A 24,905-nucleotide genomic window follows, 5' to 3' on the forward strand; every position below is an offset into this window, starting at 1 on the left:
CCGGCACGCATGCGGCGGCCGAGGCGACGGGGTCAGCCGAACCAGTCGTCGTAAGCGCTACCCAAGCTGTCGTGGGGCGGATCCGGAAGCACCTGGAAGAACTTCCACGCGTAACCGTACGGATCGACGACCTCGGCGTACCGCTCCCCCCACGGGGCGTCTACGGGGTCGGTAGCGATCTCACAACCGGCCGATCGGCAGTAGTCCACGGCCGCTCCCACGTCGTCCACCGCGACACCGATGACCACGCCCAAACCTCGGGGACCGGCCAGGGTGCCTCGTTCACGCTCGCTGTCGGGAAACGGCATGCCCGTCAGGGCGTCGACGAGTAGCTGGAGATCGCCGCGCCGCAGGATCGCCATGATTGGCCAGCCGTCGGGGCTGGACAGCATTCCGGTCTGCTTGAACCCCAACCCCTCGTAGAACGCGGCCGCCGCACTCACGTCCTCGACCCGAAGCCCTACCCGGAAGGGAGCCTCGCCGGTCATCTCGCCTCTACGGTTCGTCGTCGCTTACCCCTGAGCACATCGAAGGCGGTTCACGCGTCGGCAGTGGCACTGTTTCACGTGAAACAGCGGCTACTTCGGGGGTAGTGGGGGCTACTCGGTGGCGATCCCCGCGCCACGCATCGCGTTGGCGGCCTCCGGAGCCATCGTGTCGATGATGCGCTCCAGATCGTCGATGGTGGAGAACTCGACCACGATGCGGCCCTTCCGGCTGCCGAGATCGACCTTCACCTTCGTCTCGAAGTGGTCGGAGAGCCGGTCGGCCAAGTCCCGCAGCGCCGGAGCCGTCGGCTTCTTCGCCCGCGGCTTGCGGGGAGCCGGACCCGCAGTCGCCTCCCCCAGCGCCACGATCTCCTCGACGGTCCGGACCGACAGTCCTTCCGCCACGATTCGGCTCGCCAGGCGCTCCTGGGCGGCCGGGTCGCTGAGCGTCAGCAGCGCACGCGCGTGCCCGGCGCTGATGACCCCCGCCGCCAGCCTGCGCTGCACCTCCGGCGGTAGGTTCAGCAGCCGCAGGGTGTTGCTGATGTGCGAGCGGGACCGCCCCACCTTCCTGGCGAGCACCTCGTGGGTGGCGCCAAAGTCGTCCAGAAGCTGCTGGTAGGCCGCCGCCTCCTCCAGCGCGTTCAGCTGCTCGCGCTGGAGGTTCTCGATGAGCGCCTCGCGGAGCATCTCGTCGTCCTGCGTGCTGCGGACGATCGCGGGGATGTGGTCGAGGCCCGCGAGCTGGGACGCGCGCCACCTCCGCTCCCCCATGATGAGCTCGAAGCGGCCGTCCGGCACCGCCCGCACGACGACCGGCTGCAGCAGGCCGACCTCCTTGATGGAGGCGGACAGTTCGTCGAGACGATCCTCGTCGAACACCTCTCGCGGCTGGCGGGGGTTGGGAGAGATCGACCCGACCTCGATCTCCTGGAAGTACGCGCCCTCCACCGGCCGCAGGCCCGTTTCGCCGGCACCTGTCATCCCACCGTTTGTCACGCCGCCACCCGATGCGGGTGACGGCAGACCGGCAGTGGACGGCACGCTCGCCACAGGCGACGGATCGACGATCGGTCCCGTGGGGATCAGTGCCCCAAGACCCTTGCCAAGTCCCCGACGCTGCTGGCTCACCGCTGCTCCTTCATACCCACACCCGCAAAGAAGGCGGTGCCCAGCGACTCGGGGTCACTGGGCACCGGCACGCACACACCAGGAGAGAGTACCGCTGCGGCGCCTCCGCACGAGTCCTCAGACATAGAGCTGTGCATAACCCGCGATCGGGCCGCCGTCCCTGCCCCGGAAAGAGACCGCCGGCCGCCGGATGTCCCCTCAGCCCGGACTCTCCGACCTCGGCTGTCAGGCGTCGGCGAGGGCCGCCGCACGATAGGCGATCTCCTTGGCGGCCCCCATGTACGCGAGCGCGCCGCTGGATCCCGGGTCGTACGTCATGACCGACTGGCCATAGCTGGGCGCCTCGGAGACGCGGACGCTCCTGGGGATGACCGCGTCGAGCACCGTGTCGCCGAAGTGGGACCGCACCTCTTCCGCCACCTGAGACGCCAGGCGGGTACGGCCGTCGTACATGGTGAGGAGGATGGTCGAGACCGCGAGCGTCTGGTTCAGGTGCGCACGCACCAGTTCGACGTTCTGCATGAGCTGGGTGAGACCCTCCAGGGCGTAGTACTCGCACTGGATGGGGATCAGCACCTCCTGCGCCGCTGTCATGGCGTTCACCGTCAGCAGGCCCAGCGACGGCGGGCAGTCGATGAGGATGTAGTCGAACTCCATGGCGTCGAAGGCCGCCAGCGCCCTCCGCAGACGGGTCTCACGGCCGACCATGGGGACAAGCTCGATCTCCGCACCCGCGAGGTCGAGGGTGGCGGGGGCGCAGTAGAGATTCGGCATGTCGGGAACGGGGTTCACGATCTGCGACAGCGGCATGTCGTCCACCAGGACCTGGTAAACCGACGGCATCCCCGACCGGTGCTCGGTCGCGAGCGCGGTCGACGCGTTTCCCTGCGGGTCCAGGTCCATCACGAGAACGCGCTGATCATGCATGGACAGTGCCGCCGCCAGGTTGACGGCCGTGGTGGTCTTGCCCACGCCACCCTTCTGGTTGGCCACCGTCATCACCCGACAGCGAGGAGGCCGGGGCCAGCTCCCCTCGTCACGCGTCGAGTAACCGACGGAAGGCGCAGCCGCCTGCGGGGGCGCGGCTGTTTCACGTGAAACCACAGAACTCAGTGCCTCTCGTACCAGCGGCGAATCGCCAGGGCTAAGGGGGCTCGGGGATACGGTCGTCGTCCTTTCGACCGGCGAAGCAGGGAGACGAGGCCAGCCAACCCCGGAGGACCGGCCTGCTGTCGCGATCTCCCAGCGTAGGGGGAGCCGGGTCTCCGGCCAACCCAGTCCCGCTTTCACATCGCCTGATCCGGCGTCCGCCACGCGGCTCACCTCTTCCGTCGCCTCCGCGTGTCCGCTCGCGGGGGTCGTCCTGCGACGACGCGAACAAGGGTCGCGGGCGGCTCGACCCTACCGTGCCCCACTGTCACGAGTTCGACGTGCCTCACTCCGTACGACTGGAGGTGGGGACGGGCGGCCTCCAGTTCCTCCTGCGCCCGCTCCCCCTTCATCGCCAGAAGTTCGCCGCCTTCCCGTAGCAGCGGCATCGACCATGAGAGCAGGCGGTCGAGCGGCGCCACCGCCCGTGCGGTCGCGACATCGAAGATCCTCTTGTGCGCGATCTCCTCTGCGCGTCCGCGCAACACCTCCACGTTGTCGAGCTTGAGCGCCTCGACACACTCGGAGAGGAAGACCGTGCGGCGGAGCAGTGGTTCCAGCAAGGTCACCGTCACGTCGGGCCGGACGATCGCGAGCACCAGGCCGGGCAGACCGGCGCCGGAACCGATGTCGACGACGGTCGAGTCCGGCGGAACCGCCTCCTCGACCACGGCGCAGTTGAGCAGATGGCGATCCCAGATCCGGGGCACCTCTCTCGGCCCCAGCAGCCCTCGCACCACTCCGGGACCGGCGAGTAACTCGGCGAACACCCGGGCCCTCTCAAGCGCCTCACCGGTGAAGATCTCACGCGCCACCGGGGGCGCCTCGGGCAGGTCGTTGCTCTCCGTCATCACTCACTCATCCAGGAACGCTCTGGGGCCAAGGGTAGTCGTCATTCCCCGGCCGGGGATGGTCAGCCGCGGATACGGGCGGCGGGTCCGCCCGCTCCCGGCCGCACGGGGCGGCGAGTCACTTCATCCGCGGCGTGGCAGGACGCCGGGACGGGAAAAGCCGCCGGCCCCGAAGATCGGGACCGACGGCTTCCCACGTCGGAGCTTGCGACCCGTACGTCCCGGATCCGTACGAACTCGAAACCGTGCGGACGTGGAACCGCGCGGGACCGGAGTCGTGCGGAGTCGGAACCGGGAGGAACGATCAGGCGGGCAGGACCACCACGAAACGGCGGGGCTCCTCGCCCTCCGACTCGCTGCGCAGGCCCGCCGCCGCGACGGCGTCGTGCACGATCTTCCGCTCGAAGGGCGTCATCGGGGTGAGCGCCTTCGGCTCGCCCGTGCGCTTGACGTCCTCGGCCGCCGAGGAGCCCACCTTCGTCAGCTCGGCGCGGCGCCGCTCCCGGTAACCGCCCACGTCGAGCATCAGCCGGGAACGCTCCCCCGTCTGGCGGTGCACGGCGAGACGCGTCAGCTCCTGCAGCGCCTCCAGCACCTCCCCGCCGGAACCCACGAGATCGTCGCCCTTGATCCCGACGATCGAGACCATGGCGCGGTCCCCCTCCACGTCCATGTCGATGTCGCCGTCCAGGTCGGCGATGTCGAGCAGGCCCTCCAGGTAGTCCGCCGCGATCTCGCCCTCCTGTTCAAGGGCATCGAGGTCGGGAGCAGGCTTGAGGGTCTCCCCAGCTTCGGTCACGTCCGGACTCTCCTTCTCCTACGACTTCTTGCTGCCGGTGCGCTTGCTGCGGGGCTGGCGCGCCGGCTGCTGGCGGACGATCTTGGGGGCGGGCTCGGGCTCGACCTCAGGGGTGGTGGTCTTGGGCTTCCCCACCAGCTTGGTGAAGATCCCGTTCGTCGGCTCGGGAGTGGTGACGTTGCCCTTCTCGTCTACCACGGGCATGGGGTGGCGGCTGTAGAACCAGTGCTGCTGGCCGAGCGTCCACAGGTTCGTGGTCACCCAGTAGAGGATCAGACCAAGCTGGAAGTTCAGGCTGAAGACGGCGAACAGCGGCGAGATGTACATGAGGATCTTCTGCTGCTGCGCCATGGGGTTGTCCGGCATCTGCGCCATCGAGCGCGTCACGCTCTGCCGGACGGTGAGGAAGGTGGTGCACGAGCTGACCGCGACGAAGAGGCCGAGCACGATCTTCGTGACCACCGGATCGGCGCTGAACTTCTCGATGTCCGCCGCGCTCGTGAAGAAGGTCGCCGGCAGCGGAGCACCGAAGACGTGCGCGTGCCGGGCGCTCTCCACGAGATCCTTGGACATCCCGAAGACGGCCCGGTCCTCGGCGATGGCCCGCAGCACGGTGAACATCGAGATGAAGATCGGGAACTGCGCGACGATCGGGAGGCAGCCACCCAGCGGGTTGGTGCCGGCCTCCTGGTACAGCTTCATGACCTCCTGGTTCATGCGCTGCTTGTCGTTCTTGTACTTCTTGCGCAGCTCCTGCACCTTGGGCGCGAGTTCCTGCATCTTCCGCGACGAGCGCATCTGCTTCATGAAGAGCGGGAAGATCAGCAGACGCATCAGCACGGTCAGGGTGATGATGGTCAGCGCCCAGTTGAGACCGCTACTGGCGGGGATGAAGGTGCTGTAACCGCCGTGGATCCAGGTGATCACCTGGGCCACAGCCGTATACAGCCAATTCAGGAATGGCAGCTCCACCGAGCTAGCTCCCTTGCGTTTCGTCGTGAGACCGGACTCGGCGTGGGGGCACCGGGTCGAAACCTCCAGGATGGAACGGATGGCACCGTCCAATACGCCTGACGGTCAGCCATACCCCGCGCGCCGCTCCGTGAACGGCGACGGCCTCGAGACCATAGGCACTACAGGACGGCTCGAACCGGCACCTCGGCCCCAGCAACGGGCTGATGAATGCGCGGTAGAACCGGATGAGCGCGAGCAGCACGCGGGCGACCAGCCCGCCTCCGAGCCGGTCGGCCTCCCCGGGCGCCTCGGCCGGGGTCGGATGCTGCGCTGTCATGACCGTCCATCCGTCGGGGTCCGGGCCTCGGACCCGCGCCGCCGGAGTAAACGACTCAGCGCGACGTCGAGTTCGGCGGCCAGGTGCTCGCTTCGCGCGGACGCGGCCGGTGGATTGGCGCGTACCACCAAGAGGCTACCTCTCGGCAGCATCGGCAGGCGGCTCCGCATGAGGTGTCTCAACCTGCGCCTGACCTGGTTCCGCACCACGGCGCCACCGACCGCCCTGCTCACGACGAAGCCGACCAGCGGTGGCTCGTCGGCGTCGCGCAGATTCAGATGTGCGACCAGGGTGGGACGCCCGGCGCGTCGCCCACGGCGGATCGCGTCGGCGAACTCGTCACCCCGACGCATGCGGGACGCGGACGGCAGCACCGGGCCTTCCTCGACGTACGGCCGCCCGCTCCGCCGGCGCCGCGAAGGGCGCCGGGCACGAGCGGGCGGCGACTGGTCGTCAGACCGTCAGCTCGGCGCGGCCCTTGCGGCGGCGCGCGGCCAGGATGGCGCGGCCGGCCCGGGTGCGCATGCGCAGCCGGAAGCCGTGGGTCTTCGCGCGGCGACGGTTGTTCGGCTGGTAAGTACGCTTGCTCACGAGTGGGCTCCAGGCTTCAGGTACGCCCGCGGGCTGCGGACGCGGCACAATCCAATGTCACGCGGCTTGTCATATGCGCGGGCATGCGAAATAGCCGTCGCGTGATTAGCCGACCGGGACACGTTACGGGGCCACCCTACGTCAGGTCAAACCGACACCCGTGCCGCCAACCGAGTACGGCGGGCGACCATGGCCCACTAGGCTGTGGACAACGCCTTGAACGCGGATGTGCACACCGCTACTGTCGGCCGTCCGGCCCTTCCCCTCATCAGCGTGGATGTGCCCGGGGAGAATACGCGGCCTGTGCACATCGTGTGGATCACGTGTGGATCAGGCATTCGGAAGAGGGCCGGTGCCGTGAGGCGTACCGGACGGGAACACGGCACGGATCGCGGCGGCGGACGGGGCCGCGCAAAGGGAGGAGGGGCCGAGCCATGGAAGGCGTCGATCTCAACGCTGTATGGGCTCGGGCGCTCAGCACCCTCCTCGACGAGGGCGTCTCCGGACAGCAGCGTGCGTTCCTCCAGATGACACAGCCCTCCGGCCTCATCAACGACACCATCCTCCTGGCCGCCCCGAACGACTTCGCCAAAGAGGTCATCGAGGTGCGGCTGCGCCCGCTGATCGTGCACGCCCTGTCGCAGGAGCTCGGCAGGCCGGTGCGGATCGCGGTGATGGTGGATCCCGGCGCGGGACTTCAGGCCGCTCCCGACCCCGTGGGCCAGGGGCCGGCCGACCGTCATCCACAGCAGTCGTCCACAGATTATCCACAGGCCCATCACCAGGCTCCGCGCTACCCCTTAGGTGAGGACGGGCCGTCCCGGCGCGAGCCCGAGCCGCACGCCCCGCCGAGTATCCACAGCCCCGCACACGGTCCGGCGTACGGTCCCTCCCACGGCCGCCCGCAGGGGTCGCAGCAGGTCCACGGTGGGCCGCGGTATCCACAGGACCAGCAGTATCCACAGCCTGCCCAGCAGGTCTCCCCGCCGGACCGTCCGCAGCGTCCGGGCGGCTACTCGCCCGAGCCGCCTCCCGCCCCCAAACCGGAGCCCGTGCCGGCGCAGAACCGCTGGGACGCGCGGGGCGGCCGCCCGAGCGGGGAGTCGGCCCGGCTCAACGCCAAGTACACGTTCGAGACCTTCGTCATCGGCGCGAGCAACCGCTTCGCCCACGCCGCCGCGGTCGCCGTCGCCGAGGCCCCCGCCAAGGCGTACAACCCGCTGTTCATCTACGGCGACTCCGGGCTGGGGAAGACGCACCTGCTGCACGCGATCGGCCACTACGCGCAGAGCCTCTACGACGGCGCCCGGGTGCGGTACGTGAGCTCCGAGGAGTTCACCAACGACTTCATCAACTCCATCCGCGACCACAAGGCGGACGGGTTCCGGGCCCGCTACCGCGCGGTCGACATCCTCCTTGTGGATGACATCCAGTTCCTGGAGGGCAAGGAGCAGACGCAGGAGGAGTTCTTCCACACCTTCAACACCCTCCACAACGCCAGCAAGCAGATCGTCATCTCCAGCGATCGCGCCCCCAAGCAGCTCGTCACGCTGGAGGACCGCCTCCGCAACCGCTTCGAGTGGGGCCTGATCACCGACGTCCAGCCGCCGGAGCTGGAGACCCGCATCGCGATCCTGCGGAAGAAGGCGATCCAGGAGGGCCTGGCCGCGCCGCCCGACGTCCTCGAGTACATCGCCAGCCGCATCGCCACCAACATCCGCGAGCTGGAGGGGGCGCTGATCCGGGTCACCGCGTTCGCCAGCCTCAACCGCCAGTCCGTGGACCTCCAGCTCGCCGAGATCGTCCTCAAGGACCTGATCAGCGAGGACGCGAGCCCGGAGATCACCATCTCCCTCATCATGTCCACAACGGCGGAGTACTTCGGCGTCTCGCTCGACGACCTGTGCGGAAGCTCCCGGTCGCGGGCACTGGTCACCGCCCGGCAGATCGCGATGTACCTGGCCCGCGAGCTGACCGACCTGTCGCTGCCGAAGATCGGCCAGCAGTTCGGCGGCCGGGACCACACCACCGTCATGCACGCGGAGCGTAAGATCCGCTCGCTCATGGCCGAGCGGCACTCGATGTACAACCAGGTCAACGAGCTGACCACCCGGATCAAGCAGCGCGCACGCAACGCTTAGTGCACAGGCTGTGGATAACTCTGTGGATCAGGGATGCCGCCTCATCGCGGCCCGAATCGCGTTACCCCCACCCTCTCCGGCCCGCCGGCAGGCCGTCCCCACTTGGGGACAACTCTGGGGAAATGTTGGGGACAGCTTGGGGAATACCTGTGGGCAGGCTGGGGACGCCCTGTGCGTACTCGTCACAGGCACATCGGCTGTCCCTTTTACCCCGTGGACAACCGGTGGAAACCTGGTGGATTACTCGTGGACAGAGGGGCCCGAACCTGGGGACGGGCTGTGGGGACAGCGCGGTCACCCACAGTCCACAGGGGGTCCGTCCACCTTTCCCCCACAGCACCGGTGGATGAAGCATCTCCGCTGAGCTGCGAAAATGCTCCTCATCCACATATCCACACTCCCTAATACGAGGACCTGTATCTCTCTCTAAGGAACTCAAGAACCATAGAAGGGGTTCTGGAGGCACACAGGTGCGGGAGAGTGAAGACTTGACGATGCAGCGACACCCAGGAGGCTGATCCACGTGATGTTCCGGATCGATCGCGATGTGCTCGCCGAGGCCGTGGCGTGGACGGCACGAAGCCTTCCGGCCCGTCCCTCGGTGCCGGTGCTCGCCGGCATGCGGCTTGAGGTGACCGATGACCAGCGGCTGAAGCTCTCCGGCTTCGACTACGAGGTCTCCGCCGAGGTGACCCTCGACCTGCAGACCGGGGAGGCGGGCGTGGTGCTCGTCTCGGGCAAGCTGCTCGCCGAGATCACCCGCGCCCTTCCCGCACAGCCGGTCGAACTGGTTGTGGACGGGGCGAAGGCCGTGGTCACCTGTGGCAGCGCGCGATTCACCCTGCTGACCATGCCTGTGGAGGACTACCCCTCCCTGCCCGCGATGCCGCCCGCCGCCGGACGGGTCGGCAGCGACGTGTTCGCCTCCGCCGTGGGCCAGGTGGCCGTGGCCGCGGGCAAGGACGACACGCTCCCGATGCTGACCGGCGTCCGGATGGAGATCGACGGCGACACCGTGACCCTCGCCGCCACCGACCGCTACCGGCTCGCCGTACGCGAACTGAAGTGGCAGCCGGAGCAGCCCGGCTTCCAGGCCGTGGCGATGATTCCCGGCCGTACGCTCGCCGACACGGCCAAGGCGCTCGGCGGCAGCGGTGCGGAGGTGGAGATCGCGCTCAGCTCCGCCGGCGGCACCGGCGAGGGCATGATCGGGTTCTCCAGCTCCGGGCGGCGGACGACGACCCGGCTGCTCGACCCCGAGTTCCCCAAGTACCGCTCGCTGCTGCCCACCGAGTTCTCCGCCCGCGCCGACCTGCCCACAGGCTCGTTCGTCGAGGCCGTCAAGCGCGTCGCGCTCGTCGCCGAGCGCAACACCCCCGTACGGCTGGCCTTCCGCGGCGGAGAGGTCGTCCTGGAGGCCGGCAGCGGCGACGAGGCCCAGGCGGTGGAGGCGCTCCCGGTCGACTTCGACGGCGACGAGATCAACATCGCGTTCAACCACCAGTTCCTGCTGGAGGGCCTCGGGGCGATCGACTCCGACATCGCCCGGCTGCAGTTCACCACGCCGACCAAGCCGGCCATCCTCACCGGGGGCAAGCCTGTGGACGAAGGCGCCAACGAGGACTACCGCTACCTCATCATGCCCATCCGCCTGTCCAGCTGATCTCACCGTGACGCCCCGGGCGTACGCTTTGGCCGTGGCATGGAGACCCGTTGCACGGGTACGCGTGCCTCGGTGGACGACGCGGACGTCAAGGGGTGGCTCAGATGCAGATCGGCATGATCGGGCTCGGCAGGATGGGCGGCAACATGGCCGAGCGGCTGCGGCGCGGCGGCCATGAGGTCGTCGGCTACGACCGCGATCCCTCCGTCAGCGACGTCGGCAGCCTGAAGGACCTCGTGGAGAGGCTTCAGGCGCCGCGCGCGGTCTGGGTGATGGTCCCCGCCGGAGCGCCGACCCGTGCCACCGTCGAGCAACTGCGCGACCTGCTGTCGGAGGGCGACGTCGTGATCGACGGCGGCAACTCCCACTACCTGGACGACCAGCGGCACGCGGCGGATCTCGGCACCCGCGGCATCGGCTTCGTCGACGTGGGCGTCAGCGGCGGCGTGTGGGGCCTGCAGAACGGCTACGCCCTGATGGCCGGCGGCGAGGACGAGCATGTCGGGCGGCTCATGCCCGTCTTCGACACCCTCAAGCCCGAGGGCGAGGACGGTTTCGTGCACGCGGGCAGCGTCGGCGCGGGCCACTTCGCGAAGATGGTCCACAACGGCATCGAGTACGGCATGATGCAGGCCTTCGCCGAGGGCTGGGAACTGCTGGAGGCCAGCGACGTCGTCACCAACGTCCCCGAGACGTTCGCGAGCTGGCGGCACGGCACGGTCATCCAGTCCTGGCTGCTCGACCTGCTGGTGCGGGCCCTGAAGGACGACCCCGACCTCGCCGAGCTGAAGGGCTACGCGGAGGACTCCGGCGAGGGCCGGTGGACCGTGCAGGCCGCCGTCGACCACGCAGTGCCCCTGCCGGCCATCACGGCCGCGCTGTACGCCAGGTTCGCCTCGCGCCAGGCCGACTCCCCGGCGATGAAGATGGTGGCGGCGCTGCGCAACCAGTTCGGCGGCCACGCGGTCGCGTCGGCCGAGGGCCAGACGGGCAAGGGCGCCGACTCCCCCGGCGCCGACGTGGCTCCGCCCCCCGAAGCCGACCGGTGAGCACCCGGGGCGGCTAGCCTTGCGGGCGTGCACGTGGCGAGCCTGTCCCTCACCGACTTCCGGTCCTACCCCGAGGTCGAGCTGACGCTCGAACCGGGCGCGACGGCCTTCGTGGGGCCGAACGGGCAGGGCAAGACCAACCTCGTCGAGGCGCTCGGCTATGTCGCGACCCATTCGAGCCACCGGGTGGCGACCGACGCGCCGCTCGTACGGCACGGCGCCCAGCGGGCGGTCGTACGGGCCGTGGTCGTCAGGGACGACCGCCGCGCCCTCGTCGAGGTGGAGATCAACCCGGGCCGGGCCAACCGCGCCCGGGTGAACCGCTCACCGGTCCCGCGGCCGCGCGACGCGCTCGGCCTGCTGCGCACCGTCCTGTTCGCCCCCGAGGACCTCGCGCTCGTCAAGGGCGACCCGTCCGAGCGCCGCCGGTTCATGGACGAGCTGCTCGTCGCCCGCGCCCCCAGGTTCGCGGCCGTACGCGCCGACTACGAGCGCGTGCTCAAACAGCGCAACACCCTCCTGCGTACGGCCGCGGCGAGCCGGGCGGGGCGGCGGCGCGCCCCCCGCAGGCAGGACGACGACGCGGCGTTCGCCGCCGCCGGCGCCGGGGATGTGCTGAGCACCCTGGAGATCTGGGACACCCACCTGGTGCGTTTCGGCGCCGAACTGCTGGCGGCCCGGCTGCACCTGGTGGATCTGCTGCGCCCGCTCGCCGCCAAGGCGTACGCCACACTCGCGCCGTCATCCGGGCTCGCCGATCTGGAGTACCGGGCGTCGGGGTTATCCACAGATATCCCCACCCTGGGGACAAACCGGGAACTTCTCGCCGAATGTATCCGGACGGGTCTCGCCGAGGCCCGCCAGGCCGAGCTCGAACGCGGCGTGACCCTCGTCGGCCCGCACCGCGACGACCTGCTGCTGCGGCTGGGCGAGCTGCCCGCCCGCGGCTACGCCAGCCACGGCGAGTCGTGGTCGTTCGCGCTCGCGCTGCGGCTCGCGGCCTACGACCTGCTGAGAACCGACGGCGGCGACCCCGTGCTGATCCTCGACGACGTCTTCGCCGAGCTGGACGGGCAGCGGCGGAGGCGGCTCACCGAGATCGTCGCCCCGGCCGAGCAGGTGCTCATCACGGCCGCGGTGCCGGACGACGTGCCGCCCGAGCTGACCGGCGCCAGGTTCGACGTGACCGAAGGGAGCGTGACCCGTGTCCGATGAGATATCCACAGGCGGTGGACAATCCCCGAAGGGCTCGGCCGCCCGGGGCGCCGCGCTGGCGCGGGAGAAGCTGGCCCAGGCCAAGTCCGACGCGCTGAAGCGGGGGCAGCTGCCGCGCAGCGAGCCCCGCCGCCGATCCGGCTCGGGGGCTGCGCGGCGTGACGCCGGCGACCCGCTGCCGTTCGGCCGGGCGATCCGCGACCTGCTCGCCGCCCGGGGCTGGGAGCAGCCGGTCGCGGTCGGCGGGGTGTTCGGCCGCTGGCCGGAGATCGTCGGGCCCGATCTCGCCGCCCACACCCGGCCGGAGAGCTTCGAGGACGGCGAGGTGCTGGTCGCCGCCGACTCGACCGCCTGGGCGACCCAGGTGCGCCTGCTCGCCGCCACGCTGGTCAAGCGGCTGAACGAGGAACTCGGAGACGGCACGGTGACCAGGGTGAAGGTGCGCGGCCCGGGCGCGGGGCCGCGGCCGGAGGGCGGTCTGCGGGTGCGCGGCAGCCGGGGTCCGGGCGACACCTACGGGTGAGTGGGCCCGTCTGCTGGGCAGAGGGAGGTCTCCGGAAGCCCGAACCGGCCCAAAATCGCGCCTGAGGCCATGACCCCCGCCCCCAGTAGGGGACGGTCGGAAACATGATCATCAAGCGACAGGGCATCACAGCCCCCGTGAATGCCACCGGTTGTCGGTCGGACCGGTAGAATGTAGGAGGACTCAAGGACACGTCCGGTTTGCGTCACCCCCGGTCCAGCGGGCCGGTTTTCCCTGGGCGGGCGCATCGGGGCACTCACGACGGTGACGGGCACGGCAGGGGCAGCCGATCCACGGTGTAGCCCGCCGCGTGTCCGCGGCAGGAGGATTTCGCACTTGTCCTACGACGCTAGCTCTATCACCGTTCTCGAAGGGCTGGAAGCGGTCCGCAAGCGGCCCGGCATGTACATCGGTTCGACCGGTGAGCGCGGGTTGCACCACCTGGTCCAGGAGATCGTCGACAACGCGGTCGACGAGGCGCTGGCCGGCTACAACGACCTGATCGAGGTCACCCTGCTCGCCGACGGCGGCGTGCGCGTGATGGACCACGGGCGCGGCATCCCCGTGGGCATCGTCGCCGCCGAGGGCAGGCCCGCCGTCGAGGTCGTCTTCACCGTGCTGCACGCCGGCGGCAAGTTCGACAGCAAGTCGTACGCCGTCTCGGGCGGCCTGCACGGCGTCGGCGCGTCGGTCGTCAACGCCCTGTCGACCCGCCTGGAGGTCGAGGTCCGCACCGACGGCCACGTGTGGCGCCAGAAGTACCTGACGGCCAAGCCGACCGGGCCGCTGCAGAAGGGCGAGCCCACCGAGGACCACGGCACGACGATCAGCTTCTGGCCGGACGCGGAGATCTTCGAGACCGTCGCCTGGAACTTCGAGACGCTGGCGCGCCGCTTCCAGGAGATGGCCTTCCTCAACAAGGGCCTCACGATCCGGCTCACCGACGAGCGGCCCGACCACATCATCGAGGGCGAGTCCAAGGTCGTCACGTACCACTACGAGGGTGGTCTGTCCGACTTCGTCACCCATCTGAACTCGAAGAAGGACCCGATCCACAACTCGGTCATCGACTTCGAGGAGCACGGCGACGGCATCTCGGTCGAGATCGCCATGCAGTGGAACGCCTCCTACAGCGAGTCGGTCTACACCTTCGCCAACACGATCAACACCGCCGAGGGCGGCACCCACGAGGAGGGCTTCCGCGCCGCGCTGACGACCATCGTCAACCGGTACGCGCGCGAGCAGAAGTTCCTCAAAGAGGGCAAGGACGACAACCTCAGCGGCGACGACGTCCGCGAGGGGCTCGCCGCGATCATCTCGGTGAAGCTGGCCGACCCGCAGTTCGAGGGCCAGACCAAGACCAAGCTGGGCAACACCGAGGCGAAGTCGTTCGTCCAGAAGGCCTGCAACGACCACCTGCGCGACTGGTTCGAGCGCAACCCGGGCGAGGCCAAGGAGATCATCAACAAGTCGCTGCAGGCCTCCCGGGCCCGCATCGCGGCCCGCCAGGCGCGCGACCTCACCCGCCGCAAGTCGCTGCTGGAAAGCGGCAGCGGGCTCCCCGGCAAGCTGGCCGACTGCCAGTGGTCGGAGCCGGAGAAGTGCGAGCTGTTCATCGTCGAGGGCGACTCGGCCGGCGGCTCGGCCAAGGGCGGGCGCGACCCCAAGTTCCAGGCGATCCTCCCGCTGCGCGGCAAGATCCTCAACGTCGAGAAGGCCCGGATCGACAAGGTCCTCAAGAACAACGAGGTCCAGGCGCTGATCACGGCCCTCGGCACCGGCGTGCACGACGAGTTCGACATCTCGAAGCTGCGCTACCACAAGCTGATCCTCATGGCGGACGCCGACGTGGACGGCCAGCACATCACCACGCTGCTGCTGACGCTGCTGTTCCGCTTCATGCGGCCGCTGATCGAGGCGGGCCACGTCTACCTGTCCCAGCCTCCGCTGTACAAGATCAAGTGGGACCGCAAGGGCGAGGACGCGTCGTACGCGTACTCCGACCGGGAGCGGGACTCGATCATCGAGGACGGCGTCGGCCGCGGCCGGCGCGACCCCCGGCTCCACGACGGCGTGCAGCGGTTCAAGGGTCTGGGCGAGATGAACGCCTCCCAGCTGTGGGAGACCACGATGAACCCCGACACCCGCGTACTCCGCCAGGTCACCCTCGACGACGCCGCCCAGGCTGACGACATGTTCAGCGTGCTCATGGGCGAGGACGTCGAGGCCCGCAGGAACTTCATCATCACCAATGCCCGTGACGTCCGCTTCCTCGACGTCTGAGCGGCGCGGATAACCAGAAGGACTTTTCGTGACGGAAGTGAACACGCCGCCTGGGCCCCCCGCCGATCGGATCGAGCCGGTCGACATCCAGGCCGAGATGCAGCGCAGCTACATGGACTACGCGATGTCCGTCATCGTGTCCCGCGCGCTGCCGGACGTCCGCGACGGCCTCAAGCCCGTGCACCGCCGCGTGCTGTACGCGATGTTCGACGGCGGCTACCGGCCCGACCGCGGCTACTTCAAGTGCTCCCGGGTCGTCGGCGACGTCATGGGCTCCTACCACCCCCACGGCGACACGTCGATCTACGACACCGTCGTACGGCTCGCGCAGCCGTGGTCGCTGCGCTACCCGCTCGTCGACGGGCAGGGCAACTTCGGCTCGCCGGGCAACGACCCGGCCGCCGCGATGCGGTACACCGAGTGCCGCCTCGCGCCGATCGCCATGGAGATGCTCCGGGACATCGACAAGGAGACCGTCGACTTTCAGCCCAACTACGACGGGCGGTCGCAGGAGCCGGTCGTCCTTCCGTCGCGGTTCCCGAACCTGCTGGTCAACGGGTCGGCCGGCATCGCGGTCGGCATGGCGACCAACATCCCGCCGCACAACCTCCGGGAGGTCGGCAGCGCCGTCATGTGGGCGCTCGACAACCCCGAGGCGACCGACGAGGAACTGCTCGACGGGGTGCTCGCGCGGGTCAAGGGCCCCGACTTCCCCACCGGTGCGCTGATCGTCGGCCGCCGCGGCATCGAGGACGCCTACCGCACGGGCCGCGGCTCGATCATCATGCGGGCCGTCGTCGAGGTCGAGGAGGACCCCAAGGGACGGCAGTGCCTGGTGGTCACGGCCCTGCCGTACCAGGTGAACCCGGACAACCTGGCGCTCACGATCGCCGAGCTGGTCCGCGACGGCAAGGTCACCGGCATCGCGGACGTCCGCGACGAGACCTCCTCGCGCACCGGCCAGCGGCTGGTGATCGTGCTCAAGCGCGACGCGGTCGCCAAGGTGGTGCTGAACAACCTCTACAAGCACACCCAGCTCCAGACCACGTTCGGCGCGAACATGATCGCGCTGGTCGACGGGGTGCCGCGGACGCTGCGGCTCGACCAGTTCGTGCGGCACTACATCACGCACCAGGTCGAGGTCGTCGTCCGGCGGACCCGGTTCCTGCTGCGCAAGGCCGAGGAGCGGGCGCACATCCTGCGCGGCCTGCTCAAGGCCCTCGACCGGCTGGACGACGTCATCGCCCTGATCAGGCGGTCGCCGTCGGCGGCTGAGGCGCAGGGCGGCCTGATGACCCTGCTGGACATCGACCAGGTGCAGGCGCAGGCCATCCTGGACATGCAGCTGCGCAAGCTGGCCGCACTTGAGCGGCAGCAGATCCAGGACGAGTACGACGGACTGATGGCGCAGATCGCCGATTACCAGGACATCCTGGCCTCCGAGGTCCGGCAGCGCCGGATCGTGTCGGACGAGCTCGGCGAGATCGTCGCCAGGTACGGCGACGAGCGGAAGACCGAGATCATCGCGTACGAGGGCGACATGTCCATCGAGGACCTGATCGCCGAGGAGGACGTGGTCGTCACGATCACGCGCGGTGGGTACGCCAAGCGGACGAGCACCGACCTCTACCGGGCGCAGAAGCGCGGTGGCAAGGGGGTCAGGGGCGCCCAGCTCCGCCAGGACGACATCGTGGAGCACTTCTTCGTGACCACGACCCACCACTGGCTGCTGGCGTTCACGAACAAGGGCCGGGTCTACCGGTTCAAGGCGTACGAACTGCCGGACTCGGGGCGTGACGCGCGCGGCCAGCACCTGGCCAACCTGCTCGCCATGCAGCCCGACGAGCACGTGATGGAGATCCTCGACCTGCGGGACTACAACGTCGCGCCGTACCTGGTGCTGGCGACCCGCAGCGGCCTGGTGAAGAAGACGCGCCTTTCCGAATACGATTCGCCGCGTTCCGGTGGCCTGATCGCGATCAACCTGCGCGAGGATGACGAGGTGATCGCCGCCCGTCTCGTGTCCGAGGGTGACGATTTGCTGCTCGTGTCCAAGAACGCGCAGTCGATCAGGTTCACCGCCTCGGACGACGCGCTGCGCCCGATGGGCCGCGCGACCAGCGGCGTGATCGGCATGCGGTTCATCGACGGCGACGAACTTCTCGCGATGAACGTCATGGGCGACGGCGACGACGTGTTGATCGCGACCGAGGGCGGGTATGCGAAGCGGACACCCGCCGACCAGTACCCGGTGCAGGGCCGGGGCGGCAAGGGCGTCCTGACGGCGAAGATCGTCAGTGCTCGTGGCAAGCTGGTCGGTGCCGTCATGGTGCGTCCCGAGGACGAGGTCTTCGCGATCACCTCTGCCGGCGGGGTGATCCGTACCAGCGCAGGCCAGATCAAGCAGTCGGGTCGCCAGACCATGGGCGTCCGCCTGATGAATCTGGCCGAGGGTGACAGCGTCGTCGCCCTCGCTCGCAACGCCGAGGCGCTGGTGGCCGAAGAGAGCGCCGAGTCGTCGGTGACCGAGGAGAACGGGGCAGGAGGCGAGGCATGAGCGAGCGCAGCGAGCGAATCGATGAGCACAGTGCGCTTCGCGAATGCGGACCCGAGCCGTCAGGCGAGGGTGTGGCATGAGCGACAGCGGCGGGGCACCGACCCCCGGCAGCGCCAGGCAGAAACCGGCGGGCGCCCGTCCGGCGGCGTCGTCCTCTAACGGCGTTACCGCGCGGGCACAGGATGGCGGTAGCGTCCCCAGGGTGGCTTCCGAAGGAGATGACGTGACCGCCGCCGACAAGGCGAAGGCCGAAGACACCATGCGCATCCGGACCACGGGCGCCGACAAGCCGTGGAAGCGGCAGGCGACCGCGGCCGGCGCCGCCGAGAACGGCAGGCCCGAGAACGGCAGGCCGGGCAGTGGCGGACCCGACGGCGGCGCCACTGCGCAGTATCCCCGGCCCGCCGGGGTGGCCGCGGCCGCTCCCGTTGTGGACGGCGCCCGGGCACCCGTGGACAACGGCGCCAAGACGGGCGGCGGGTCCGTACGCGGGCTCACCTTCGGCCCCGACGGCGGGGACCGCCCCGAGGCCGCCAAGGGCAAGGACAAGAAGCCCGGAGCCGGCCTCCGCCCGCCGCGCAAGGCCCACCTGGTCCTGCGCCGGGTCGAGCCGTGGTCGGCGATGAAGTTCAGCTTCGTCGTCTCGCTGGTGTGCTTCGTCGTGCTCTTCGTGGCCGTCGCGATTCTGTACGGCGTGCTCTCGGCGCTCGGCGTGTTCTCCTCGATCACCGACACCGTCATGCAGCTCACCACGAGCGGCGGTGTGGCGGGCAAGGGCGTCGGCACCATCGACATCCGTGGCTGGTTCGAGCCGGTCCGCATCCTCGGGTACGCGGCCCTGCTCGGCGCGCTGAACGTCGTCCTCATCACCGCGCTGTCCACCCTCGGCGCCGTGATCTACAACATCTCCGCAGACCTCGTCGGGGGCGTCGAGGTCACCTTCAGCGAAGCCGAGTGATTCCCTCGTACGGCGGGCCGCCCCGAGCGGCCGGCCGTACGAGGCGGACACCGCGCTTCGCGGCACGACCACCGGGCCGGACACGGTAAGCTTTTCCTCGTCCGGAAGCGGATTCGCCACCGGAAACCGGATGCGGTAACGTTCGATGCGCATCGCGGGGCTATAGCTCAGACGGTTAGAGCGCTTCCCTGATAAGGAAGAGGTCCCAGGTTCAAGTCCTGGTAGCCCCACCACGAAGTACCAGCTCAGAGGCCAGTTCCCAAGATCCGGGACCTGGTCTCTTGGTCGTTTGCCATCGATTTGCCATCACGGACGTCCGGCACCAGGTAGCAGACATCGATCCACATCGACAGGTCACGACACCCGGTCTCCTCATGCGAGGGACGGAGATTGAACGCCGCAAGGTCAGCGGCCTCGTGCTCGACCTCGTCCTGCATCGCGTCCAGCTCGGCCTGCTCCAGGTCCTCGGCGGGGACGAACCCGAGCATCTTGACGCGGTTGACGTGACCTTCCACCTTGCCGGAGCTGTGGAGCAGGGTGAGGCCGGCTTTGGCGCGGTCGATCTGCGGGGTGAGCTGGGCCCCGGAGGGGATGCAGGCGCGGCGGGCAATGCGGCGGATGAGCTTCGCCGGGAAGCCCTCACCCAGGCGCATACCACCGCCGTCGCTCGACAGGAGGCTGACCAGCGAGCCGTGGCGATCCGGGGCGAGGCCGAACGTATCCAGCGAGAGGCCTGGGAACGAGTTGCCGCGCACGAAGCCGCCCCCGGTCGCGCCGAAGCTGTCGGCGCCGCCGTCGCCGCCCGCGGGGATGCGGAGGCCGCGCGCCCTGGAGGAGCTGCGCGCCACCTGCACCGAGCAGAGCGAGCGGCTTGCCGTCGGCCAAACCGCCCTGCGTGAGGCACTGACAAGGTAGAAATGACAATAATTGTCATTATCGTCTAGATTTTACGCATGGATCCGGATAGGCGGACGCTCCATGGTTTAGGTCTCGTCGCGACGGCGCCCCGCCTGCTCGTTTTACGCTCCCTCCGTCAGCAAGACCGCGCCCGCAGCGCCGGGGAGATCTACGCCGAGGTGCAGAACGCCGGCGGCAAGCTGGGATTGACGACGGTCTACCGGACGTTGATCACGTTGTCCGAGGCGAAGCTCGTGCACACCTTCGAGCGCGGCGGCGAGACCGTCTATCGGCTCTGCGGTGAGGGGAACCATCGTCACCTGGTGTGTCGCAGATGTGGCCTGGTCGTTGAGGCCGGTGACCTCGACCGCGCCCTTCACCGGCTTCCTGCCGCGGTCGGTTTCCATGTCGAGGAGATCTACGGCGTGTGCACGTCGTGCTGGACAGACGAGACGGAGCCCTCGACGGCCATGCGGTGACCTTCTATGCCTTCTGCCCCATTGCGGCCGATCCGGGTGGCGATGCTAGGTTGAGAAATGAAAACCGTTGTCATTTCCAATGAGGATCGACATGAACGCCTCCCCCCTGCGTCGTCCCTCCCTGCTCGTCCTCGCGGGCCTGGCTCCCGTGCTGCTGAGCGGCTGCGGCGGCTCGTCTTCTCCGGCCGCATCTCCCGAGCCGGCTGTGAGCGCGTCCCCCGGCCCGGGCGCGGTCGCCGTGGTGACCTCCACCAACGTGTACGGCGACGTCGTCCGGCAGATCGGCGGTGACAAGGTCGCGGTGACCTCGTTCATCGCCGGCCCCGACCAGGACCCGCACTCCTTCGAGGCCAATCCGCAGAACCAGCTGGCGCTGTCCAAGGCCAAGGTGATCATCGAGAACGGCGGCGGCTACGACGACTTCATGGACACGATGCGTGACGCCGCCGGCAACACCTCGGCCCAGGTGCTGAACGCGGTCGAGATCTCCGGGAAGACCGCGGCGGACGGAGAGGAGCTCAACGAGCACGTCTGGTACGACTTCCCGTCCGTCGCGCGGCTGGCCGACTCGATCGCCGCCGCGCTGGGCAAGGCCGATCCCTCCGGGGCCGCCGCCTTCACTGCTGGAGCCGAGACCTTCAAGCAGAAGCTCAAGCCGCTGGAGGAGCAGGAGGCGGCCATCGCGCAGACCGCGAAGGGCACCGCCGTGGCGATCACTGAGCCGGTCCCGCTGTACATGATCGAGGCGTGCGGCCTGACCAACGCCGCCCCCGAGGAGTTCAGCGAGGCCATCGAGGAAGGCAACGACGTCTCCCCCCGCGTCCTGCGGGACACCCTCGCCCTGTTCACCGGCAAGAAGGTGCAGGCCCTCGTCTACAACTCCCAGACCGCCGGCCCGGAGACCGAGAGGGTCCGCGAGGCGGCGACCGGCAACGGCATCCCCGTCGTTTCGGTCACCGAGACCCTGCCCTCCGGGAAGGACTACTTCGGCTGGATGACCGCCAACCTCGACGCGCTCGGCAAGGCCCTGGGGCGATGAGCGAGCAGACGGGAACCATCGCACAGCAGGCCGCCTCCACCAGCGGAACACCCGTCGTCCTCAGCCTGACCGATGCGGAACTGCGCCGTGGCGAGCGCGTGCTGTGGTCCGGGCTGGATCTGGAGCTGCGCCGCGGCGAGTTCGTCGCCGTGCTGGGGCCCAACGGATCGGGCAAGACCAGCCTGCTGCACGCCGTCCTGGGCCAGTTGGCTCTCTCTGCCGGAACCCTGCTGATCGACGGCCGCCCGCCCCGGCGGGGCGGCGATCTGATCGGCTACATCCCCCAGCAGCGCGCCGTCGCCCCGCACACGCCGCTGCGTGCCCGCGACCTGGTACGGCTCGGCGTCGACGGCCACCGCTGGGGTCTGCCTCTCGGCAGCAGAGGGCTGCGGCGTCGCATCGACGAGCTGCTGACGGAGGTGGGCGCGCACGCGTACGCGGACATGCCCCTCGGCCTACTGTCCGGCGGCGAGCAGCAGCGGGTGCGCATCGCGCAGGCCCTGGCCACCGATCCCGCGCTCCTGCTGTGCGACGAGCCGCTCCTCTCGCTCGACCCGCACCACCAGCACGCGATCGTCGACCTGCTCGACCGGCGGCGGCGCGCCCATGGCACCGCAGTGCTCTTCGTCACCCACGAGCTCAATCCGGTCCTCCCACTGGTCGACCGGGTGCTGTACCTGGCCGGGGGCCGATTCCGCGTCGGCACGCCCGACGAGGTGATGACGTCTTCCGTTCTGTCCGACCTGTACGGCGGCCCGGTCGAGGTGGTCCGGGCCCACGGCCGCTACCTGATCGCCGGCGTCCCCATCCCGCACCACCCCGACCACGCTGAAGGCGTCCAGTCATGAGCACCGACATCTGGCACCAGATCTTCAACTACGACGGCTACGGGCAGCTGCTGGCCCTCGTGGCCAACTCGATCATCGCCGCGGCCGTGCTCGGTGTGGTCGGCGGCCTGATCAGTACGTTCGTGATGATGCGGGATCTGGCCTTCGCCGTGCACGGGATCGCCGAGCTGTCCTTCGCCGGCGCGGCGGCCGCGCTCCTGCTCGGAGTGAACGTGGTGGCAGGATCCCTGGTCGGATCGGTCCTGGCCGCCGCGGTCATCGGTGCCATGGGGGTGCGCGTCCGGGACCGCAACTCCGCCATCGGCGTTCTGATGCCGTTCGGACTGGGACTGGGTGTGCTGTTCCTGTCGCTGTACAAAGGCCGTGCCGCCAACAAGTTCGGGCTGCTCACCGGTCAGATCGTGGCCGTGGACACCCCGCAGACAGCCTGGCTGATCGGAGTGTCGGTCGTCGTCCTGCTCGTCCTGGCGGTCATCTGGCGTCCGCTGACCTTCGCCAGCCTCGATCCCGATGTCGCCGCCGCCCGCGGCGTGCCCGTTCGGGCTCTGTCCCCTGTGTTCACCTTGGTGCTGGGTCTCGCCGTGGCCACGACGATCCAGATCGTCGGGGCTCTGCTGGTGCTCGCCCTGGTGGTCACCCCTGCGGCCGCCGCCACCCGGGTGACGGCTTCCCCTCGCCTGATCCCTCTGCTCAGCGTCCTGTTCGCCGTCACGTCCGTGGTCGGCGGCATCCTCATCGCGTTGGGCAGCAGCATCCCGATCAGTCCGTATGTCACCACCATCGCCTTCGCCATCTACCTGGCCTGCCGCGCTGTGGGGGCCGTACGCACGCGTAGCGGCTGGGCGCGCAGACCCCCGGCTGTGGTCACCGGCTGAGGCGATGGTGAGCTCCGCTCCTCCCCAGCCCGGTTCACACGACTGCCATACGGGACTTCGACGGGGCTCCGCAGTGCCGATCCCAGGATCACCGGTGAAAGGTTCTGCCAGGATGAGGCGCATGTCGGACCGGGTCGTGGTGGATTCCTCGACAGAGATACCGCCCCCAGAATGGGGCCGCAGATCGGCCGCACCTCCGGCGACGCCCTGGCTGTTCGCGCTCCTCGCCGCGCTTCTCGTCATCGGCCGCCTGGCACTGACACCCCTGCTCACGGCCCCGGCGCTGCAGACCTGGGCGACCGTTTTCGTGGCGATCTGCGTCCAGGCGTTACCCTTCCTCGTCTTCGGCGTGCTGCTTTCCGCGGCCATCGCGGCCTTCGTCCCGCCGTCGTTCTGGACGAAGGCCCTGCCCCGCAACCCCTACGCCGCGGTCCCCGTGGCGGGGGCGGCCGGAGCGGTTCTGCCCGGCTGCGAGTGCGCCTCGGTCCCGGTGGCCTCGGGCCTGATGTCGCGCGGGATCACCCCGGCTGCCGCGCTGGCGTTCCTGCTGTCATCGCCCGCCATCAACCCCGTGGTCGTGGTCGCCACGGCCGTGGCGTTCCCCGGACAGCCGATGATGGCCGTGGCCCGGTTCGCGGCCTCGCTCCTGGTGGCGGTCGCGGTCGGCTGGCTGTGGCTCCGCTTCGGCCGGTCGTCGTGGCTGCGGGTACCGTCCCGTACAGCCCTCGCCGGCTCGAAGTGGGCAGAGTTCCGCGACGCCATGCGGCACGACCTCCTCCACGCGGGCGGATTCCTGGTGATCGGCGGGATCATGGCGGCCACGCTGAACGTGGTGGTGCCCCGCGCGTGGCTGATCTCGGTGGCGGACGTCCCGGTGCTGTCGGCGGTCGTGCTCGCGCTTCTCGCGGTCGTGCTGTCGATCTGCTCGGAGGCCGACGCGTTCGTCGCGGCCTCACTCACCGCGTTCTCCCCTACGGCGAGGCTGGCGTTCCTGGTCGTCGGGCCGATGGTCGACCTGAAGCTCATCGCCCTGCAGGCGGGGACCTTCGGCCGGGCCTTCGCGATGCGGTTCGTTCCGCTGACGTTCCTGCTCGCGGTCGTGGTCAGCTCGGCGATCGGAGGAATCCTCCTGTGAACCGCCTGTCCCAGAGTCTCGTGCTGACCCTGCTCGGCGGCGTCGTGCTCTGGATAACCGCCCTGACGACGTCATACCTCAACTACGTGAAACCCGGCTTCCGCCCCTTCCTGCTCGCCGCAGGGGTGGTCGTCCTCACCCTCGGGATCATCGGCCTCGTCCAGGAGTGGCGGCGTCCGTACGCGAACGCTCACGATGAACACGTCCACGAAGGGCCGGGGAAGCACGTCGAGGGTCACGACCATTCACGGGCGCCGAAGGTGGGCTGGCTGCTGTCCCTGCCCGTCTTCGCGATCGTCCTGATCGCGCCTCCCGCATTGGGCGCCTTCGCCGCTCGTAGTGAGGACGCGCCCATCCGGCCGCCGGCGACGACCGGCTCCTACGTCCCGCTCTCCTCCGAGAGAATCACCCCGATGGCCGTGGGCGAGTTCATCGGCCGGGCCTGGGATTTCCGCAAGCGCACGCTCACCGGCAAGAAGGTCCGGCTGACCGGCTTCGTCGTACGGTCGAAGAAGAAGGACCGCTGGTACGTCACCCGCATGCAGATGAGCTGCTGCGCGGCCGACGCCATCGCCCTCAAGGTGGCCGTGCTCGGCGCCGCTCCGCCGCCCGACGACACCTGGGTCGAGGTGACCGGCACCTGGGTCCCGCCCAGGTCCCGCAAGATCCCGAACGGAACCGTGCCCCCGGAGATGACCGCCATCCAGGTGACGGAAATCCCGGAACCGAGCAAGCCGTACGAGTAAGCCGACACCACGCCCAGTGGCTTGGCGCGCAGACGTGCCGTTATTCGGACAGACCCTGGTCCGGGATGACCGCCTGCGGGTCACCCGGGCCACCGCATCACGATTCTCACCCGATCAGTGCTCGTCCCAATGGCCGTCATGAAGGACATGCCGGTGGCCATCGTGAATGTAATCCACGTGGTCCTCGTGGGGTACGG

24 protein-coding genes and 1 tRNA gene are annotated in these 24,905 nt (G+C 69.2%); 15 read left to right on the top strand and 10 right to left on the bottom strand.

The window, feature by feature from the left end:
* Positions 1-32: 32 nt before the first annotated feature.
* The 9 genes from F5972_RS11855 to rpmH all read right to left on the bottom strand — a co-directional run bounded on the left by F5972_RS11855 (position 33) and on the right by rpmH (position 6,300).
* Complete coding sequence (locus F5972_RS11855) at positions 33-488, bottom strand: VOC family protein (RefSeq protein ID WP_150933527.1); 456 nt, start codon at positions 486-488, stop codon at positions 33-35.
* A gap of 111 nt (positions 489-599) precedes the next feature.
* A complete protein-coding gene (locus F5972_RS11860; RefSeq protein ID WP_150933528.1) occupies positions 600-1,619 on the bottom strand; it encodes a ParB/RepB/Spo0J family partition protein in 1,020 nt (339 codons plus the stop codon).
* 225 nt (positions 1,620-1,844) lie between these two features.
* Positions 1,845-2,618, bottom strand: coding sequence for a ParA family protein (locus F5972_RS11865; protein ID WP_150933529.1), 774 nt, complete (start codon positions 2,616-2,618; stop codon positions 1,845-1,847).
* Between the two features lie 320 nt (positions 2,619-2,938).
* Entirely contained in the window at positions 2,939-3,619 is a 681-nt protein-coding gene (rsmG, locus tag F5972_RS11870) for a 16S rRNA (guanine(527)-N(7))-methyltransferase RsmG (RefSeq protein ID WP_150933530.1), read from the bottom strand.
* 304 nt (positions 3,620-3,923) lie between these two features.
* A complete protein-coding gene (locus tag F5972_RS11875) occupies positions 3,924-4,418 on the bottom strand; it encodes a Jag family protein (protein WP_150933531.1) in 495 nt (164 codons plus the stop codon).
* Positions 4,419-4,436: 18 nt separating this feature from the next.
* Positions 4,437-5,390 (bottom strand): membrane protein insertase YidC, encoded by a 954-nt coding sequence (gene yidC, locus F5972_RS11880; RefSeq protein ID WP_150933532.1) that lies wholly within the window; start codon positions 5,388-5,390, stop codon positions 4,437-4,439.
* Between the two features lie 4 nt (positions 5,391-5,394).
* Entirely contained in the window at positions 5,395-5,709 is a 315-nt protein-coding gene (gene yidD / locus F5972_RS11885; RefSeq protein WP_150933533.1) for a membrane protein insertion efficiency factor YidD, read from the bottom strand.
* Complete coding sequence (gene rnpA / locus F5972_RS11890) at positions 5,706-6,062, bottom strand: ribonuclease P protein component (protein ID WP_404803053.1); 357 nt, start codon at positions 6,060-6,062, stop codon at positions 5,706-5,708. The genes yidD and rnpA overlap by 4 nt, the downstream gene beginning before the upstream one ends.
* Positions 6,063-6,162: 100 nt before the next feature.
* Entirely contained in the window at positions 6,163-6,300 is a 138-nt protein-coding gene (gene rpmH, locus F5972_RS11895; RefSeq protein WP_015772801.1) for a 50S ribosomal protein L34, read from the bottom strand.
* Between the two features lie 434 nt (positions 6,301-6,734).
* Between rpmH and dnaA the strand changes: the two genes are divergently transcribed.
* The 9 genes from dnaA to F5972_RS11940 all read left to right on the top strand — a co-directional run bounded on the left by dnaA (position 6,735) and on the right by F5972_RS11940 (position 18,922).
* Positions 6,735-8,441: a chromosomal replication initiator protein DnaA gene (dnaA, locus tag F5972_RS11900; protein WP_150933535.1), complete on the top strand. Its 1,707-nt coding sequence runs from the start codon at positions 6,735-6,737 to the stop codon at positions 8,439-8,441.
* Positions 8,442-8,964: 523 nt separating this feature from the next.
* Positions 8,965-10,104, top strand: a complete 1,140-nt coding sequence (gene dnaN / locus F5972_RS11905; protein WP_150933536.1) for a DNA polymerase III subunit beta — start codon at positions 8,965-8,967, stop codon at positions 10,102-10,104.
* Positions 10,105-10,199: 95 nt separating this feature from the next.
* The gene (gene gnd / locus F5972_RS11910) at positions 10,200-11,153 is read left to right on the top strand and encodes a phosphogluconate dehydrogenase (NAD(+)-dependent, decarboxylating) (protein WP_345530726.1); all 954 of its coding nucleotides are present in this window, start codon (positions 10,200-10,202) and stop codon (positions 11,151-11,153) included.
* Positions 11,154-11,180: 27 nt separating this feature from the next.
* Complete coding sequence (recF, locus tag F5972_RS11915; protein WP_150933538.1) at positions 11,181-12,368, top strand: DNA replication/repair protein RecF; 1,188 nt, start codon at positions 11,181-11,183, stop codon at positions 12,366-12,368.
* Positions 12,358-12,891 carry a DUF721 domain-containing protein gene (locus tag F5972_RS11920; protein WP_318527567.1) on the top strand — a complete coding sequence of 178 codons (534 nt, stop codon included), beginning with the start codon at positions 12,358-12,360 and terminating at the stop codon, positions 12,889-12,891. The genes recF and F5972_RS11920 overlap by 11 nt, the downstream gene beginning before the upstream one ends.
* 375 nt (positions 12,892-13,266) lie before the next feature.
* The gene (gene gyrB, locus F5972_RS11925) at positions 13,267-15,174 is read left to right on the top strand and encodes a DNA topoisomerase (ATP-hydrolyzing) subunit B (RefSeq protein ID WP_425563117.1); all 1,908 of its coding nucleotides are present in this window, start codon (positions 13,267-13,269) and stop codon (positions 15,172-15,174) included.
* Between the two features lie 28 nt (positions 15,175-15,202).
* On the top strand, positions 15,203-17,731 hold the full coding sequence (gene gyrA, locus F5972_RS11930) for a DNA gyrase subunit A (RefSeq protein WP_150933540.1): 2,529 nt from the start codon (positions 15,203-15,205) through the stop codon (positions 17,729-17,731).
* A 223-nt stretch (positions 17,732-17,954) separates the two neighbouring features.
* Positions 17,955-18,689: a DUF3566 domain-containing protein gene (locus F5972_RS38020; RefSeq protein ID WP_225311385.1), complete on the top strand. Its 735-nt coding sequence runs from the start codon at positions 17,955-17,957 to the stop codon at positions 18,687-18,689.
* A 156-nt stretch (positions 18,690-18,845) separates the two neighbouring features.
* Positions 18,846-18,922, top strand: a tRNA-Ile gene (locus tag F5972_RS11940).
* Positions 18,923-18,934: 12 nt separating this feature from the next.
* Here F5972_RS11940 and F5972_RS11945 read toward each other — a convergent pair.
* Positions 18,935-19,537: a hypothetical protein gene (locus tag F5972_RS11945; protein WP_150933541.1), complete on the bottom strand. Its 603-nt coding sequence runs from the start codon at positions 19,535-19,537 to the stop codon at positions 18,935-18,937.
* Between the two features lie 105 nt (positions 19,538-19,642).
* On the opposite strand from F5972_RS11945, the gene F5972_RS11950 reads away from it, so the two are divergent.
* From F5972_RS11950 to F5972_RS11975, 6 genes are all read left to right on the top strand, one after another.
* A complete protein-coding gene (locus F5972_RS11950) occupies positions 19,643-20,065 on the top strand; it encodes a Fur family transcriptional regulator (RefSeq protein ID WP_150933542.1) in 423 nt (140 codons plus the stop codon).
* A 91-nt stretch (positions 20,066-20,156) separates the two neighbouring features.
* A complete protein-coding gene (locus F5972_RS11955) occupies positions 20,157-21,104 on the top strand; it encodes a metal ABC transporter solute-binding protein, Zn/Mn family (RefSeq protein WP_150933543.1) in 948 nt (315 codons plus the stop codon).
* Positions 21,101-21,952, top strand: a complete 852-nt coding sequence (locus F5972_RS11960; RefSeq protein WP_150933544.1) for a metal ABC transporter ATP-binding protein — start codon at positions 21,101-21,103, stop codon at positions 21,950-21,952. Before F5972_RS11955 ends, F5972_RS11960 begins: the two co-directional genes overlap by 4 nt.
* A complete protein-coding gene (locus F5972_RS11965) occupies positions 21,949-22,827 on the top strand; it encodes a metal ABC transporter permease (RefSeq protein ID WP_150933545.1) in 879 nt (292 codons plus the stop codon). Before F5972_RS11960 ends, F5972_RS11965 begins: the two co-directional genes overlap by 4 nt.
* A gap of 112 nt (positions 22,828-22,939) precedes the next feature.
* Positions 22,940-23,962: a permease gene (locus F5972_RS11970; RefSeq protein ID WP_150933546.1), complete on the top strand. Its 1,023-nt coding sequence runs from the start codon at positions 22,940-22,942 to the stop codon at positions 23,960-23,962.
* Positions 23,959-24,708, top strand: coding sequence for a TIGR03943 family putative permease subunit (locus tag F5972_RS11975; RefSeq protein ID WP_150933547.1), 750 nt, complete (start codon positions 23,959-23,961; stop codon positions 24,706-24,708). The genes F5972_RS11970 and F5972_RS11975 overlap by 4 nt, the downstream gene beginning before the upstream one ends.
* The last annotated feature ends 197 nt before the right edge of the window (positions 24,709-24,905 follow it).

This window comes from Microbispora cellulosiformans (genome assembly GCF_008728085.1).
In the GTDB taxonomy this organism is placed as follows: domain Bacteria; phylum Actinomycetota; class Actinomycetes; order Streptosporangiales; family Streptosporangiaceae; genus Microbispora; species Microbispora amethystogenes.